This window comes from Acidovorax sp. PRC11 (genome assembly GCF_031844105.1).
In the GTDB taxonomy this organism is placed as follows: Bacteria; Pseudomonadota; Gammaproteobacteria; order Burkholderiales; family Burkholderiaceae_C; genus Paracidovorax.
Window position 1 is genome coordinate 19,085 of sequence record NZ_JAUZUQ010000024.1, and the last position, 14,414, is coordinate 33,498.

General features: G+C 71.3%; 15 protein-coding genes and 1 riboswitch. Of the genes, 1 reads left to right on the forward strand and 14 read right to left on the reverse strand.

Annotated features, from left to right (window positions below; genetic code table 11):
* Window positions 1-85: 85 nt before the first annotated feature.
* The 8 genes from Q9R47_RS20720 to mutS form a co-directional block, all read right to left on the reverse strand.
* The gene (locus Q9R47_RS20720) at window positions 86-1,426 is read right to left on the reverse strand and encodes a DUF2254 domain-containing protein (RefSeq protein ID WP_311235006.1); all 1,341 of its coding nucleotides are present in this window, start codon (window positions 1,424-1,426) and stop codon (window positions 86-88) included.
* 174 nt (window positions 1,427-1,600) lie between these two features.
* Window positions 1,601-2,368 carry an SDR family oxidoreductase gene (locus Q9R47_RS20725; protein ID WP_311235061.1) on the reverse strand — a complete coding sequence of 256 codons (768 nt, stop codon included), beginning with the start codon at window positions 2,366-2,368 and terminating at the stop codon, window positions 1,601-1,603.
* 40 nt (window positions 2,369-2,408) lie between these two features.
* Window positions 2,409-3,428, reverse strand: coding sequence for an ABC transporter substrate-binding protein (locus Q9R47_RS20730; protein ID WP_311235007.1), 1,020 nt, complete (start codon window positions 3,426-3,428; stop codon window positions 2,409-2,411).
* 31 nt (window positions 3,429-3,459) lie between these two features.
* Entirely contained in the window at window positions 3,460-4,248 is a 789-nt protein-coding gene (locus Q9R47_RS20735; RefSeq protein WP_311235008.1) for an ABC transporter permease, read from the reverse strand.
* Window positions 4,245-5,051 (reverse strand): ATP-binding cassette domain-containing protein, encoded by an 807-nt coding sequence (locus tag Q9R47_RS20740; protein WP_311235062.1) that lies wholly within the window; start codon window positions 5,049-5,051, stop codon window positions 4,245-4,247. The genes Q9R47_RS20735 and Q9R47_RS20740 overlap by 4 nt, the downstream gene beginning before the upstream one ends.
* Window positions 5,052-5,076: 25 nt before the next feature.
* Window positions 5,077-6,567, reverse strand: a complete 1,491-nt coding sequence (locus Q9R47_RS20745; RefSeq protein WP_311235009.1) for an acyl-CoA reductase — start codon at window positions 6,565-6,567, stop codon at window positions 5,077-5,079.
* Window positions 6,564-7,646: a long-chain fatty acid--CoA ligase gene (locus Q9R47_RS20750; RefSeq protein WP_311235010.1), complete on the reverse strand. Its 1,083-nt coding sequence runs from the start codon at window positions 7,644-7,646 to the stop codon at window positions 6,564-6,566. The genes Q9R47_RS20745 and Q9R47_RS20750 overlap by 4 nt, the downstream gene beginning before the upstream one ends.
* A gap of 71 nt (window positions 7,647-7,717) precedes the next feature.
* A riboswitch (TPP riboswitch) is annotated at window positions 7,718-7,809 on the reverse strand.
* A 101-nt stretch (window positions 7,810-7,910) separates the two neighbouring features.
* Complete coding sequence (gene mutS / locus Q9R47_RS20755) at window positions 7,911-10,574, reverse strand: DNA mismatch repair protein MutS (RefSeq protein ID WP_311235011.1); 2,664 nt, start codon at window positions 10,572-10,574, stop codon at window positions 7,911-7,913.
* 173 nt (window positions 10,575-10,747) lie between these two features.
* On the opposite strand from mutS, the gene Q9R47_RS20760 reads away from it, so the two are divergent.
* Window positions 10,748-12,016 (forward strand): integrase family protein, encoded by a 1,269-nt coding sequence (locus Q9R47_RS20760; protein ID WP_311235012.1) that lies wholly within the window; start codon window positions 10,748-10,750, stop codon window positions 12,014-12,016.
* Window positions 12,017-12,023: 7 nt separating this feature from the next.
* On the opposite strand, the gene Q9R47_RS20765 is transcribed toward Q9R47_RS20760, so the two are convergent.
* The 6 genes from Q9R47_RS20765 to Q9R47_RS20790 all read right to left on the reverse strand — a co-directional run bounded on the left by Q9R47_RS20765 (window position 12,024) and on the right by Q9R47_RS20790 (window position 14,414).
* On the reverse strand, window positions 12,024-12,263 hold the full coding sequence (locus Q9R47_RS20765) for an AlpA family phage regulatory protein (RefSeq protein WP_311235013.1): 240 nt from the start codon (window positions 12,261-12,263) through the stop codon (window positions 12,024-12,026).
* A 62-nt stretch (window positions 12,264-12,325) separates the two neighbouring features.
* Window positions 12,326-12,523 carry a hypothetical protein gene (locus Q9R47_RS20770; protein ID WP_311235014.1) on the reverse strand — a complete coding sequence of 66 codons (198 nt, stop codon included), beginning with the start codon at window positions 12,521-12,523 and terminating at the stop codon, window positions 12,326-12,328.
* The gene (locus Q9R47_RS20775) at window positions 12,520-12,804 is read right to left on the reverse strand and encodes a hypothetical protein (protein WP_311235015.1); all 285 of its coding nucleotides are present in this window, start codon (window positions 12,802-12,804) and stop codon (window positions 12,520-12,522) included. The genes Q9R47_RS20770 and Q9R47_RS20775 overlap by 4 nt, the downstream gene beginning before the upstream one ends.
* Entirely contained in the window at window positions 12,801-13,196 is a 396-nt protein-coding gene (locus Q9R47_RS20780) for a hypothetical protein (protein WP_311235016.1), read from the reverse strand. Before Q9R47_RS20780 ends, Q9R47_RS20775 begins: the two co-directional genes overlap by 4 nt.
* A complete protein-coding gene (locus tag Q9R47_RS20785) occupies window positions 13,186-14,187 on the reverse strand; it encodes a hypothetical protein (protein WP_311235017.1) in 1,002 nt (333 codons plus the stop codon). Before Q9R47_RS20785 ends, Q9R47_RS20780 begins: the two co-directional genes overlap by 11 nt.
* 2 nt (window positions 14,188-14,189) lie before the next feature.
* A complete protein-coding gene (locus Q9R47_RS20790) occupies window positions 14,190-14,414 on the reverse strand; it encodes a hypothetical protein (RefSeq protein ID WP_311235018.1) in 225 nt (74 codons plus the stop codon).

Here is a 14,414-nt window from a genome sequence, read left to right on the forward strand (position 1 = left end):
GGTGGGGGCGGGGCTGCAGGCGCTTTGCGGACACGGCCCATGGCGCGGTCGGGAACCCGGCGCCGGATGCGGAGGGCCGGCGACGTCAGAGAGCGGAGGTGTCGGACATGCCAGGGCTGGCTGAAAACCGCGTGCCGCCGGTTGCCTCGCGTGCCGCCCCGCGCAGCGCCTCCACATCCGTCCCGCACAGGTCCGCCTTTTCCGCCCGCTCCAGCGCATATGCAGACAGCCTCTCGCTCGGCTCGCGCAGCGCAGGGTGCAGCGTGCCCACCGACCGCAGTGCGCGCTGCAGCGCGATGCCGACTTCTACGGCACCGGCCGCATAGCGGGCCAGGGGCTCGAACACGTCTTCCACCATGCCGGCCTCCCGCAGGGCTGGAGCCGTCACCCGGTCGCAGGGCGGCGGCGGGGACGAGGGGGCGGAAGCTGCGGAGGCGGAGGCGGACGCGGACGGTGAGGCCGCCTCCTGCTGCCGTGCCGCCCAGTGCGCCAGCGTGCGCACGCCCGCGCCGATCACCTCCAGCGCGGTGCCCGGGTCGTTGATGGACGCCGACATGGCGCGCGCGGCGATTTCTCCCATGACGACGAAGCCGTAGCGCGGGTCGTGGTCGAAGGTGCGGCCGTTGCCGATGAGCACGGCCTGGCGGATGGCGTCGCGGGCCGCGTCGTCCAGGGGGCGGTCGCTGCTGGCCAGCACCGCGCCGGGGGCGACGAAGGCGCCGGGCAGCACGTGCAGGTGGATCTGGCCGTCCAGTGCCTGGGCACGGGCCTGCAATTGGTCCATGGCGACGTGCTGTACGAAGCCGGTGGCGTCGCTGCGCACCTCATGGCTTCCGCGTTCGCCGGATTGCTGGCGGCGTCCGCCCAGGTAGGGTTTGTCGATGCGCTGGTCGATGGCCTTGCAGGTGGCCTCCTCCAGCCGGCGGATGGTCTCGCCGAGCCGGCCCAGCACCGAGAGGTAGTCGATCCAGCGCAGCAGCACCACGACCACGCCGAGCAGGATGAGCAGCGTGAAGCCGAAGAGCACCAGCCGGCCGCCGTCGCCGTACACGTGGGCATGCAGGCCGACCAGGGAGATCACGCCGTAGATGAAGGCGCCGATGAAGACCGCGAGCGTGTTCTGCACGGTGGAGTCTTCGATGAGCAATTGCGAGGCGCGCGGCGTGGCGCTGTTGGCCACGGCCGAGAACGCGGACACCATGGTGCTGGCCGAGAAGATCGACACCGTGAGCATGCTGGAGGCCAGGATGTTGAGCAGGCTGTCCAGCGCTTCGGAGCCGAGGTTGATCGCGGTGCCGTCCGGGATATAGGGGCCTGCCCAGGTGGCGAGCATGACGGCCGCGCAGGCCAGCAGGGCGAAGAGGGCGCAGCGCAGCCAGGTCTTGCGCACCAGCCGCTGCAGGAAGAAAACCAGCTTTTCCGACATGGGGCCACTATCGCCACGCGCTGGCCGGCGCGCGCTGCCCATGGTCGCGTTCCGCTGTAGGCGGGCGCCTTCAAGTGTCTTCCGGACCATCCATAACCGGCCCCGGCCCGCGCCCTGGTCCCCGCGCGGGAGCGGGTGGGCCGCCTGCCCACGCTCCGGCCCGTCGCCCTGCGCTCAGCGCATCACCAGCCCGCCGTCCACGTACAGCACCTGCCCGGTCATGAAGCCGCTCCATTCCGAGGCGAGGAACAGCACCGGGCCGGCCACGTCCTCGGGCCGGGCGATGCGCCGCAGCGGCGTGGCGGCGGTGATCGATTCGCGCAGCGCCTCGGGGGTGGCCTGGCTGGCCTGCGTGGGGTAGACGAGCCCGGGCGCCACGCAGTTCACGCGGATGCCCTGCGGCCCGACTTCGGCCGCGAGGTTGCGGCTGAAGGCGATGAGCGCCGCCTTGGCGGTGGTGTAGTCGTGGTAGGGCACGACGGGGTGCTCCACCAGATTGGTGGCGATGTTCACGATGCTGCCGCGCGCGCGCTGGCGCAGGTGCGGCAGCACCGCGCGGCAGACGTGGAAAGCGCTGCCGGCCGCGCCGTCGAACTGCGCCTGGTAGTCGCTCCACTGCAGGTGGTCGAACAGCGCGCGGCGGCGCGGGTCGAACGCGTAGGGGCGAAAGGCGTTGTTCACGACCACGTCGATGCGGCCGGCCTCGCGCAGCACGCCATCCACCATCGCCTGCGCGGCCGCGGCATCGCCCACGTCGGCGCGCGCGGCCCAGGCGTCGCCGCCCGCGGCCCGGCAGGCCGCGACCGTCTCGGCCGCCGCCGCGTCGTTCGACAGGTGGTTGACGGCCACGGTGGCGCCCTGCTGCGCGAACGCCCGCGCGATCGCGGCGCCGATGCCCCGGCCCGCGCCCGTCACCAGCACGACCTGGCCCTTGAACTGCATGGTCATCCTTCGTTCTTCGCTTCGTTGCGTGCCGTTCCGCTCAGGCGGACGGCAGCAGGCGGGTGTCGACCACGTCGGCCACGCGGATGGGGCGCTGCACCAGGCCGAGTGCGCGGTAGGCATCGGCGGCCTGCTGCAGCGATTCGAGGTTGAACGCGCCCAGCGGCTGGCCCGGCAGCGAGGGCTGCGCGGCGGCGTTGCGCAGGCGGATCACCTCCAGGTTCACGTCCGGCTGCGTGCCGTCGATCGCGTGCTTTACGGCGAGGGCCGCGGCCTCGTCGGGTTGGGCGATCATCCAGGCCGCGCTGTCGCGGTAGGCTTTCAGGAAGGCCTGCAGCAGCGCCTTCTTCTGCGGCAGCACCTCCTGGCGGACCACGTACAGGTCGCTGGAGACGTTGAGGTAATCGCGCACCTGCATGACGTTCACCGCACCGATGCCGCGGCGCCGGCCGACGGCGAGACCCGTGTCGGTGGCGGCCGTGGCATCCACCTGCCCCTGCAGCAGCGGCGCGAAATTGAGCAGGCCGGTGACCACGATGGTCACGTCCGATTCCTTCAGCCCGGCCTGGTGCAGCAGCACCAGCAGGTTCTGCCGCGTGCCGCTGGAGAGGCTGTAGACGCCGATGCGCTTGCCCTTCAGGTCGGCCGGCGTGCGGATGCCGGAGGACTGCAGCGACACCACGTTGAACACGTTCTGCGGGTAGATGTCGTAGATGGCGGTGAGGCGCTCGCCCTTGTCCAGCGCCATGAAGAATGAGCCCGGATCGGTGAAGGCCACGTCGGCCTGGCCGCTGAGCGTGTTGCGCAGCGCGTCGCCGCCGCCGGCACCGGGCAGGTAGGCGAGCTCCAGCCCCTGGGCGCGGAAGAAGCCCTTGTCGGGCTCGGCCAGCAGGTTGGTGATCTCGCTGATCGGCTTGCTCCAGCCGGCCACGGTGACCTTGCCGCGCACCGGCGGCTGCGTGGAGGGCTGGGCCAGCGCCATGCCGGCCCACGGCGCGGCGGCGAGGCCGGCGGAAGCGGCGAGCAGGGCGCGGCGGGAGAGGTGGCGGGAGGTGGACATGTGCGTTGTTCCTGGGGTCGGAGAAGGAAGGTCAGTCGGTGCCCGCATGGGCGCGCAGCAGCCACCGCTCGAACAGCAAAGTGGCCTGGTAGAGCAGCAGCCCGATCGCGGCGATGAGCGCCAGCGCGGCGAACATCAGGGTGGTGTCCATCATTCCCTGCGAGGCGATGATCACCGCGCCCAGGCCGCGGCTCGCGCCGATGAACTCGCCCACCACGGCGCCGACCAGCGCCAGCACCACGGCCATGCGCAGCCCCGCGAGGATGGCCGGCAGCGCGATCGGCAGCTTCAGCCGCAGCAGGGTCTGCCAGCGCGTGGCGCCCAGCATCCGGAAGAGCTGCAGCCGCTGCGGATCGGCCTGCCGCAGCCCGGTGAGCGTGTTCTCCATCAGTGGGAAGAAGCAGATCAGCCCGGTGATGAGCGCCGTGGAGGCGATGCCGAAGCCGAACCACAGCACGAAGAGCGGCGCGAGCGCCAGCTTGGGCACCACCTGGCTTACCACCACGTAGGGCCGCAGCACGCGCTCCAGCAGCGGCGATTCGGCCAGCGCGGCGCCAGTCAGCAGGCCCGCCGCGCCGCCGCCGGCCAGGCCCAGGCCGAGCGCCTGCAGGGTGGCGCCCAGGTGGGGCAGGAAGTAGCCGGAGCGCAGCCCCGTCCACAGCGCTGCCGCCACGGCCGAGGGCGCGGGCAGCACCAGGGCGGAGAGGCCCGCGTGCCGCGCCGTCCATTCCCAGGCGGCCAGCAGCGCCAGCAGAAGTGCGGCGCCCAGGGCGCGGTGCCGCCAGGGGGCGGCGGCCGTAGGGGAGGAGGCGGCCTTCATGCGGCGGCTCCCGTGCCGTCCACGCCGTCCATGGCGGCCCGCACGCGTGCGCACAGGTGGTTGAACGGCGCCTCGTGGCGCATCGCCTGGGTGCGCGGCGCGGGCAGATCGACCCCGATGTCGGCCACCACGCGCCCGGCGTGCAGCACGGCGATGCGGTCGCCCAGGTAAACGGCCTCGGTGATGTCGTGCGTGACGAAGAGCACGGTGGTGCCGTGCCGGCGGCAGGTGCGCAGCAGGTCGTCCTGCAGGTCCGCGCGGGTGATCGCGTCCAGCGCGGCGAAGGGTTCGTCGAGCAGCAGCAGTGCGGGCTCCAGCACCAGCGCGCGCGCCAGCGCGACCCGGCTCTGCTGCCCGCCCGAGAGCTGGCGCGGATGGCGCTGCGCGTGCCCGGCCAGCCCCAGTTGCTCCAGCAGGGCGCCCGCGCGTTCCACGTCGCGCGGCTGCGGACTGCGCTGCAGCGACACCGGCAGCAGCACGTTGTCGATCACGCTGCGCCAGTCGAGCAGCGTGGGCGCCTGGAACATGTAGCCGAGCCACGGCCCCGGTGCCGGGACCGGCCCGCCCTGCAGGCGCACCGCGCCCGACTGCGGCCGCAGCAGCCCGGCGGCGAGCTGCAGCAGCGTGGTCTTGCCGCAGCCGCTGCGGCCGACGAGGCAGTGCAATTCCCCCGCGCCCACGCGCCAGCGCACGCCGTCCACGGCCGGCGGACGGCCCGGGTAGGCGAACGAGGCCGCCTCGATCTCCAGGAAGGGGAGGGAGGAGGGCGCGGCATCCGCCCGTGCGTGCACCGGCGAGTGCATCGGCACCTGCATCTGCGCCTGCGGTTCAGTCGGCATAGGGTGCGAAGGGCTCTGCGGCGGCTTCGGCGGAGGGTTCGATCTCCACCATGCGCACGAGGTCGAGCAGGTTGAAGCGCCCGTCGTGGTGCCAGCCGGCCTCGGGCGTGCTCATCGCGCCGATGGCGCAGACGCGGCTCACGCCCGCGTCGCCCAACAGCGCAGCCAGGCGGTAGAGCGCTTCGGGCGGGGCGGCCACACCGGCGGTCTGCAGGTAATCCTTCTGCGCGGCGACGGCGGCGACCGCGTCCTCCAGCGCATCGACGGCCACCACCTGCACCGTGCGCTGCAGCGCCGTGGGCGCGAGGGCCCGCGGCCCGTCGGCGAAGGCCACGCTCCAGGCATCGTCCGGCGTACCGATGAGCTGTTCGGCGGCCTCGCCGGAAGCGCCGGGGAGCGAGCGCCATTCCACGCCCTGGCGCCAGTGGGCGAGGGCGGCGGCGTCCTCCACCACGAGTGCCCGGCGCGGGAAGCGCCGCTGCAGCTGGGCGAGCTCGCCCGCCAGCCGTCCGGCGAAGTCGCGCGGCGCGACGGCACCGCCGCGCTGCACGTAGAACACATGTGGCGAATAGCAGCCCTGCTGGTCATAGCGCATCACGTCCCAGGCAGCCCGGCGCGCGAGCGCGGGGCCTTCGAGCGCATCGAGCGCCGCGGCGGCCACCAGGCCGAAACCCAGTTTGTGCCCGTGCGGCAGGAAGCGAGTGGTCACGGGCAGGCGCCGCCGGATCGCATCCAGGGATTCGTTGCCGCCGTAGGCGAGCACCGTGTCGGCCCGGGCATAGAGGGCGGATGCGTCTTCCGCGCCCGCGCCGCGCCACCACACCACGGCCAGGCAGTCGGCGAGCGGCGGATGCACTTCGGCGAGCAACTGCGCGAACCAGCCCGCGAACAGTGGCTCGGCGCTCGGCACCTTGCCGATGTTGCCGGCCTTGACCAGCAGGCCGCACACCAGGCTCCAGAGCGGCAGCGCCGGCACGTTGCCGGCCCAGCTGTGCACCAGCAGGCCGGGCCCGAGGGCCCGCACCGCGCCGCCCTTCGGGGCGGGCTGGAAGCCGTCGAGCACCAGCGGGTTCGCGAAATCCTCCGCCACGAAGCGCCGCAGCTGCGGCGCGCGGAAAGTCTTGAAGAAGCCCGTCAGCCCCAGGCGCACCATCTCGGCGTCGTAGCCGCTCACCACGGGCAGGAGCGCCTCGGCCTGCCGGCGGAACGGATCGGAGCGGTCGAGCAGGCGGGCGATGGCGCGGTCGATCACTTCGATGATCTGCGCCACGGTCATCGTCTTCAGGTGCCGGGCGGCCGCCCGCTGCACGCGGTCGGCCAGCGCTTCCATCTGCGCCGCGGTAAGCACCGGCACGGCCACCTCCACGCGGGCGCCGCCCTGCACGAACGGCAGCACCTCCCAGGCGACCTCGTCCGGGCCGATGCCCGGCAGGTAGCCGGCCCGGATCGGCGGAAGCCCTGGCGGCCGCGGAACCGTCATGCCGCGGTGGCCCGCATGAATTCATCCACCGCCAGCGAGCAGCCCTTGGCCTGCGCGCCCTCGGCGCGGCCGAGCAGCAGGAAGCCGCCGTCGGCCCACAGCCCCACGTCTTCCGTGAGGATCGTGGTCACGGAGTTGACGTTGGCGAGATCGCAGTGCACGAGGATGCCGCGCTCGCCGGCCGGCACGTCGCGGCCCGTGACCGGGTCCACCAGCCGCGAGCGGATCCAGTGCGGCCCCGATTTGACCGAGGGCACCGAGGCATTGCCGTCGTCGTAGAACTGCGTGCTGAGTTCGGTCATGCCGTACATGTTGACGCAGTGCTCGCGCGGCACGCCCAGGGCCTGCGACAGCTCGGCGTAGAACGCCTCCAGCGGCAGTTCGCGCGATTGGCCCTTGTAGCCGCCGGTATCGAGCAGGCGGCTGCCCGGCGGCAGGCGGAAGGCGCGGCCCTGCGGGCGCAGCGCATCCATCAGGTGCACGAAGCTGTAGCTCGCGCCCAGCAGCGCATACGGCGTGCCGGTGCGCTCGGCGGCCTCCAGCACCTGCCACAGCCCGCTCCAGTCGGTGCCCTGCGGGCCCACGAAATGCCGGCTGCCGGGCGCACCGAAGGTGGATTTCGCGAGGGCCAGGTAGTGGGCGAGCGACGAATTCGGCATCGCGTCCTCGTCCGGGAACAGGATGCCCATCGGCATGCGCTGCTGCCCGCGCATGAAGCGTTCTGCGAAATTCCGCTCCATCGACCGGTCGTACACCGCGAGCCGCGGGTGGAAATGCCGGCCGCGCGTGTCGCCGCGCGTGGTGCCGCTGGTCATGAAGACGCGCTCGCCGGTCGCGGCGGGTTCGCAGCGCAGTGCCTGGGCCTTGAAGGCGTCGATGGGCACGGCCGGGATGTCGCTCCAGGCCTTCACGCTGCGCGGCGTGGCGCCCCGGCCCTGGCAGAAGGCGCGGTAGGGGGCGTTGGCGGCGTACTGGTGGGCGAACAGCCGCAGCGCGAGTTCGTCGAACCGGGCATCGGTGCAGCCGTCCTGCGCGATGAATGAGAGCACTTCCGCGTCCAGCGGAGCGAACGATGGCATGGGATTCCTTCAGGACCTGTGGCAGGGGGCTCCGAAGGTGTCCCGCGCCCGCGCCGGGCCGCTGGCGGCCGCATCGGGACGGTGGCTCTTCTTCCGCCGGAATGACCCGGTTCAAGTTCGCGGGTGTGGATCTCAGCACAGGTGTGCACCCCGGAGCGCGGGCGGATCTTAACCCGGGGGAGATTTCCCCGCAGGGGGCGGGGCGCGATGCCCGCCAGGCCGCACGCCGGTGGCGGACGGACCGCGGGACCGCCGCGGCGACGCTCAGCCCGGCTGCGCCAGCCGCTTGAGCTGGTAGAGCGCGTCCAGCGCCTCGCGCGGGCTCAGGGCGTCGGGGTGGATGTCCTGCAGGGCGGCCTCCACCGGGCTCGTGCCCGGCGCCTCGGATTCCGGCGGCGGGGCGAACAGGTCCACCTGCGTCTCGCCTTCGTTGGCCCGCTCCTCCAGCGCCGAGAGCGCATGCCGCGCGTGGTTCAGCACCGGCGCGGGCACGCCCGCGAGCCGCGCGACGTGGATGCCGTAGCTGCGGCTGGCCGGGCCGGGCTGGATCTCGTGCAGGAACACGATGTCCGAACCGGATTCGGTGGCGCCCACGTGCACGTTCACGGCGTGCGCATGGCGCGCGGCCAGTTCCGTCAGCTCGAAATAGTGCGTGGCGAACAGCGTGAAGGCGCGCGTGCGGTCGTGCAGGTGCGTGGCGATGCCGCTCGCCAGCGCCAGGCCGTCGAAGGTGCTGGTGCCGCGGCCGATCTCGTCCATCAGCACCAGCGAATGCGGCGTGGCGGCATGCAGGATCTGCGCGGCCTCGGTCATCTCCATCATGAAGGTGGACTGGGCGTTGGCGAGGTCGTCCGCCGCGCCGATGCGGGTGTGGATCGCATCGATCGGGCCCAGCCGGCAGCGCGCGGCGGGCACGTGGCTGCCCATGCTCGCCAGCAGCACGATCAGCGCCACCTGCCGCATGTAGGTGGATTTGCCGCCCATGTTCGGGCCGGTGATGATCTGCATGCGCGTGTTGGCGTTCAGGCGCGTGTGGTTGGGGATGAAGGCGCCGGCCGAGGTTTCCGCCAGGCGCGCTTCCACCACCGGGTGGCGGCCGCCCTCGATCTCGATGCAGGGCTCGGCCGCGAACTGCGGCGCGCACCAGTCCAGCGTGAGCGAGCGCTCGGCGAGCGCGCAGAGCGCATCGAGCGTGGCGATGGCCTGCGCGGCGCGGATGAGCGCCGGCACGTGCGGCTGCAACTGGTCGAGCACCTGTTCGTACAGCCACTTCTCGCGCGCCAGCGCGCGCTCCTGCGCCGACAGGGCCTTGTCCTCGAAGGCTTTCAGTTCGGGCGTGATGAAGCGCTCGGCGTTCTTCAGCGTCTGGCGGCGGCGGTAGTCGTCGGGAATGCGGTCGAGGTAGCTGCTCGTTACCTCGATGTAGAAGCCGTGCACCTTGTTGAACTGCACGCGCAGGTTGGGGATCAGCGTGCGGGCCTTCTCGCGCGTCTCCAGCGCCAGCAGGAAATCGTCGCAGTGGTTCTGGATGCCGCGCAGTTCGTCGAGCTCGGCGTCGAAGCCGTCGGCGATCACGCCGCCGTCGCGCACCAGGGCCGAAGGCTCCTCCAGGATCGCGCCGGCCAGCAGCGCACCGCAGGCCGGCGGCGCATGCAGGTCGCCGGCGATGCCGGCCAGCAGCGGATCGTGCCAGCGGTGCTCCGCGGCGATCTGTTCGGCCTTGTGGAGCGTCTTGCAGAGGGCCACCAGTTCGCGCGGGCGCACCTGCCGCAGTGCGATGCGCGCGGTGATGCGCTCCACGTCGCTCACGCCGCGCAGCGCGCCGCGCAGGGCCTGCCAGCTGCCGGTGCCGCCGTGCCCGCCATCGCCGCCGTCCCCACGCAGTTCCGCGGTGGCCGCCAGCCGCGCGCGGGCTTCGGCGCGGTCGCGGCGCGGCTCCAGCAGCCAGGTCCTGAGCAGGCGGCTGCCCATGCCGGTCATGCAGGTGTCCAGCAGCGAGAAGAGGGTGGGCGCATCCTCGCCGCGCAGCGTGCGCGTGAGTTCCAGGTTGCGGCGCGTGGCGGGGGGCAGGGCGATCAGCGCGTCGTTCTTCTGCACGCGCACCGCGTGGATGTGCGTGAGCGCGCGGCCCTGCGTGTGTTCGGCATACGAGAGCAGGGCGGCGCCGGCGGCGTGCGCGTGGGCGAGGTCCTGCGCGTCCCAGGCGTTGAGGCTGGCCGCGCCGAGATGCTCCAGCAGCTTGCGCGCGCCCAGGGCGCCGTCGAACTGCCAGTCCGGCCGCAGGCTCAGGGGGCAGGAGAGCACGCCGCCCTGGCGCAGCGCCTGCAATTGCTGCTCGAAACGCTCGGTCACGCCGGCGCTGTAGAGCACCTCGCTCGGGCCGATGCGCGCGATCCAGGTTCCGACCTCGTCGTGCGTGCATTCGGCCAGATGCACCACGCCCTGCGTGACGCTCAGCCAGGCCAGGCCGCAGCGCGCGCGGGGCGCCTGGTGCACGGCCAGCAGCATCGCCTCGGCCTTGTCAGGCAGCAGCTCGCTGTCGGTGAGCGTGCCGGGCGTGACCACGCGCACCACCTTGCGCTCCACCGGCCCCTTGGAGGCCCCCACTTCGCCCACCTGCTCGCAGATCGCCACCGATTCGCCCATGCGGATCAGGCGGCCCAGGTAATTCTCCAGCGCATGGAACGGCACGCCGGCCATCACCACCGGCTGCCCCGCGGATTGGCCGCGCTGCGTGAGCGTGATGTCCAGCAGGCGCGCCGCCTTCTCGGCATCGGCCCAGAACAGCTCGTAGAAATCGCCCATGCGGTAGAAGACCAGCGTGTCGGGGTAGCCCGCCTTGAGGGCGAGGTACTGCTGCATCATGGGGGTGTGGGCGGAGAAATCGGCGCTCGCAAGCTGTTGATTTGCTTCGTTCTTTTCCTGCATGTCGTTGAATTTATTCGGGAAAGTGCCGCGATGCTGCTCTTGGGTTGTATCAACCACGCTCGAACCCGAGCATTTACAATCGGGGCTGCAGCGTAGGTTTTTGCGGGGGTCTGGTGGGAAGTTACGCCGGGTGGCGTGGCCCAGGCCGTCTGCCCTGCGTGCGCGAGGTGGGCATGCATTTCGACGCCAGAGCAGCGAAGCTGCTGAAACCAGGCGAGCACATTATCGTGGAGGCGTCGCCGGGCCTGCGCCTGGTGGCCACCGCCTCCAGGCGCACCTGGACCTACCGCTACAAGTCCCCCGTGGACGGGCGCATGCGCCAGGTCAGCATCGGCCAATGGCCGGTGATGTCTTTGGCCGCAGCCACTGCCGCGTGGGAGAAGCTGCGCGCGCGACGCGACGCAGGGGAGGACGCCGCAGCGACGAAGCGAGCGACGCGCAAGGAGGCAGAAAAGGCAGCGCCTGCGCGCTACACCGTGTGCGCGCTGTGCGACGACTACATGGCAGGCCACATCCGGCAGCACCGCAAGACGAAAGGGCAGGGGGAGGTAGCGCGGCTGTTCGACAAGCACCTGGGGGCGCTTGCGGCCATGTCACCGCACGAGGTTACCCGGGCCGATGCCTTCGGCCTGCTCGAGCGGCTGGCCGGCACGCCCGTGGCGGCCGCCAATCTGCGACGCGAGCTGGGAGGGGCTTGGGACTACGCCCTGGACGCCGGGCGCATCGGGCAGGACGTGCCGAACTGGTGGCGCCAGGTGATGCGCGGCCGGCTGCGCAGCAAGGGGAAGAAGCGCGAAGGCAAGAATGTGGGCACGGCCAAGCGGGTGTTGAGCCCGGCAGAGCTTTCGGTGCTCATCCCCTGGCTGCCGAATTTCAGCGAGATGACCGCCGATGTGCTGGTGCTGTACCTGTGGACGTGCGCGCGCGGCGCGGAGATTGTGGCGATGCACTCGACGGAGGTGGCCGAGGAGCCGGATGGGCTGTGGTGGACGTGTCCCAAAGCCAAGACCAAAAACTCGCGGCACGAGGGTGCCACGGACTTCCGCGTGCCGCTGGTGGGCCGTGCCGAGCAGGTGGTGCGCCGCCGGCTGGCCGATCTCAACGGTGGGAAAGGCTTCCTGTTCGCCGCACGTAGCAAGACGGGGCATGCGACGCAGAACGGGGTGCAGTCCATGGTCCACTATCGGCAGCCATACAGCACCACGGAGCCCGACGTGGTGCGCGAGCGTCTTCCCGTAACGCACTGGTCGCCTCACGATCTGCGGCGGACCGGTCGGACGCTGCTCGCCTCGCTGGGTTGCCCGGACGAGGTGGGGGAGGCCATCATCGGGCACATGACCCCTGGCGTGCGCGGCGTCTACAACCTCCACCGGTACGACGCCGAGCGCCGCCTGTGGTTGGGTCGCTTGGCTCAGCGCCTTGAGGAAATCGCTACCGGCTAGTCGCTTCTCACGGGCTGGCGCTGTCGCGTTGTCCCGCGTTCGGCGGCGGTGGAAGGTCCGAAACCGGCCGATCCTCCGCCCACTCCTCCAGCTCACGCACCAGCCACCCGGTGCGTTGCTTCGAAAGCTGGCGCGGCTTGGGGAAATTCCCTGTGCGCACGAGGGAGAGCATGGTCGATTCCGACAGGGCGACGAAAGCCGCAGCCTGCTCACGCTCGAGGTACACGGGCTTGATGGACACGATCATTGTCCGCTCCTGAAACGAAAAAGCCCGCCGGGCGGCGGGCTGGGTTGTAGGGTGTGCCGGGGCTACCCCGGCGGGGCTGAGGCGCTGGCCCGGGTCGCGGCGCGCTGTGCGACCAGGCGCACGCAGTCCGCGCAGACGTGGTGGGCCCGAAAGGGGCGGGCGCCCTCGGCGGGCTTGTCCTTGTCGCACACCATGCAGTGCACGGTGGTGAGGTCGGCGAAGGTGAGGCGCGCTGGGCGGCCTTTGGTGGGGCTCTTCACAATGCATCCTTCGCTGCCATGCGGACGGCTGTTTGTCGGTCGAGGTACGGCGATTCTCGGTCGGCGATGACCCGGTCCGCCGCGACGTTGACGCGGGCGTAAAACTGGTCAAGATCGTCGCGACTCAGCCGGGCCGTAGGCCCCGAATGGCACGCCTGCCTGATCGGGCAGCGACCACATCCGGCGTCCGTGGTATCCCAGTGCTCGGCGCAGATCCAGTGCTTGCTCGCGTTGTACGGCGAGGGGCGGTGGTGTGGCGCCAGAGTGGCTTCTGTGCTCATGGCTCTTCCTTCTGCGGCTTGCGCGCCACCGTCTCCCCGCTGGCGGCAGGAGCGCCCCAGCGGGCCAGCAGTTCCGTCCCGGCAGCGTGCGCCAGTCGAGTGTGCTCGGGCGAGGCGCCGGGGTTATCGGTCGCGCCCGACCATGCCCACATCTCGCGCTGCAGCGCATCGACCAACTGTTGGAGAACTACCCGCGCATCCGTCGGCCCCTGTGCAGGAGCCGGGGCGCGGCGGGCGGCTTGCCACACCTCCCATGCGTCGTTGAGCGCGGCCCACGCATACGTGGTGCAGCGGCCCCGATCCAGTTTCGAGGGCGTCCAGCCTTCGGACAGCGCCCATGCCTCAAACGCCGCGCGCTCTGCCTCCAGGCCCGGGGTGGTGTCAGCGCTCATGCTGGGCTCCTTCCTGCCGCGCGGGTGGTGGTGGTGGCAGCGGGCGCCACAGTGTCGGCGTCCAGCTTGCGCCCCAAACAATCCATGCGTCTGTCCTGCTGTCCAGGTAGCCCGCCTTCATACGCCAGTCGCCGGGACGGTCGAACTCCACTGCGCAGAGGACCGCCTCGCCCTCCGGTGCCGTCTCGATCGGCATCCACCCGTCTGCCTCCTGAGTGGGGGCGGCGGCCCGCGCGATGCGTTCTGCCAGCACCTCTTCTCCGCTCAGCGGCGGCTCGGACAGGAAGCGCGCAATGTCTCCCTGAATTTTTTCGGTCGCGAAGGCCGGCCCACCTTTCAACGTGTGGTCGATCAGTTTCAGGAGCCCGATGGCCCGCATCCGATGACCATCGAACTGCAGAGCAAGCCGCCGCCATACTTCTTCGTCGTCATCCTCGGCCGGCGCCACTGCTTCGGCGGGTGCCTGGGGCGCGGCGGCGAGCATCCGCGCTAGATCGGCAGGATAGAGCAGCAGTGGGTTGTCCTTGTTGCCGTATGCCGGGACTTCGCGCGCGCCGAAACTCTTGGCGTACCGGACTGCATCAGCAGCCGTGGCACCAGCAGGAAGCCGACCGAAAGCTGCTCCCCCATCCGCCTGGAGGAGCGGCCGGCCGGCCTTGGCCGCGGCGTGCGTGACAAGGCCGGCGAGGTCGCAGAGCTTGGCCTGTTCCGCGGCTCCGCTGCCGTACAGGGCGATGTCGATCTCGCGCACGAGCCGGTCCACGTCGTCGGCGTTGACCCAGCGCCCCGTGGCGGGCTCGGCCTCCTGGGCGGCCGGTGGTGCTTGCACCCCGGCCAGCGCCCTTGCGGCCTGATTCGCTCGAGCCATGCGTGCTGGGCATTGATCAAGTCGCTGGTCTGGGTCGCTCAGCATCTCGCGCAGGACGTCGAGGGCCAGGCGCAGTGCCTCGGGCTGGGTTGCCGCCGGGGCGGCCGTGGTGCTAGTGTCCATGCTCAGTCTCCCCAGTAGCTCATGTCTTCGTCGGCGACGTCTTCCGGCTTCTCCCATTCGGCTGGGTTCGGTCCGTTGATGTCGGCCTCTTGCTCGGCGCAGGCTTCCGCGAAATCCTTCGCCCCGGCGGCATCGAGGCCGCCTCGGAAAATGAATCGGGCTGCGCATTGCTCCACCCAGGTGGTGCGAGCGGCGGTGTGGTCGGGGGTGGTGGTGTTCTCGGTCAT

What these genes read in the sequence shown, in the direction of transcription:
- Q9R47_RS20720 (WP_311235006.1), bottom strand. Translation starts at nt 1,426, where the DNA reads ATGTCGGAAAAGCTGGTTTTCTTCCTGCAGCGGCTGGTGCGCAAGACC.
- Q9R47_RS20725 (WP_311235061.1), bottom strand. Translation starts at nt 2,368, where the DNA reads ATGCAGTTCAAGGGCCAGGTCGTGCTGGTGACGGGCGCGGGCCGGGGC.
- Q9R47_RS20730 (WP_311235007.1), bottom strand. Translation starts at nt 3,428, where the DNA reads ATGTCCACCTCCCGCCACCTCTCCCGCCGCGCCCTGCTCGCCGCTTCC.
- Q9R47_RS20735 (WP_311235008.1), bottom strand. Translation starts at nt 4,248, where the DNA reads ATGAAGGCCGCCTCCTCCCCTACGGCCGCCGCCCCCTGGCGGCACCGC.
- Q9R47_RS20740 (WP_311235062.1), bottom strand. Translation starts at nt 5,051, where the DNA reads ATGCACTCGCCGGTGCACGCACGGGCGGATGCCGCGCCCTCCTCCCTC.
- Q9R47_RS20745 (WP_311235009.1), bottom strand. Translation starts at nt 6,567, where the DNA reads ATGACGGTTCCGCGGCCGCCAGGGCTTCCGCCGATCCGGGCCGGCTAC.
- Q9R47_RS20750 (WP_311235010.1), bottom strand. Translation starts at nt 7,646, where the DNA reads ATGCCATCGTTCGCTCCGCTGGACGCGGAAGTGCTCTCATTCATCGCG.
- mutS (WP_311235011.1), bottom strand. Translation starts at nt 10,574, where the DNA reads ATGCAGGAAAAGAACGAAGCAAATCAACAGCTTGCGAGCGCCGATTTC.
- Q9R47_RS20760 (WP_311235012.1), top strand. Translation starts at nt 10,748, where the DNA reads ATGCATTTCGACGCCAGAGCAGCGAAGCTGCTGAAACCAGGCGAGCAC.
- Q9R47_RS20765 (WP_311235013.1), bottom strand. Translation starts at nt 12,263, where the DNA reads ATGATCGTGTCCATCAAGCCCGTGTACCTCGAGCGTGAGCAGGCTGCG.
- Q9R47_RS20775 (WP_311235015.1), bottom strand. Translation starts at nt 12,804, where the DNA reads ATGAGCACAGAAGCCACTCTGGCGCCACACCACCGCCCCTCGCCGTAC.
- Q9R47_RS20780 (WP_311235016.1), bottom strand. Translation starts at nt 13,196, where the DNA reads ATGAGCGCTGACACCACCCCGGGCCTGGAGGCAGAGCGCGCGGCGTTT.
- Q9R47_RS20785 (WP_311235017.1), bottom strand. Translation starts at nt 14,187, where the DNA reads ATGGACACTAGCACCACGGCCGCCCCGGCGGCAACCCAGCCCGAGGCA.
- Q9R47_RS20790 (WP_311235018.1), bottom strand. Translation starts at nt 14,414, where the DNA reads ATGACCGAGAACACCACCACCCCCGACCACACCGCCGCTCGCACCACC.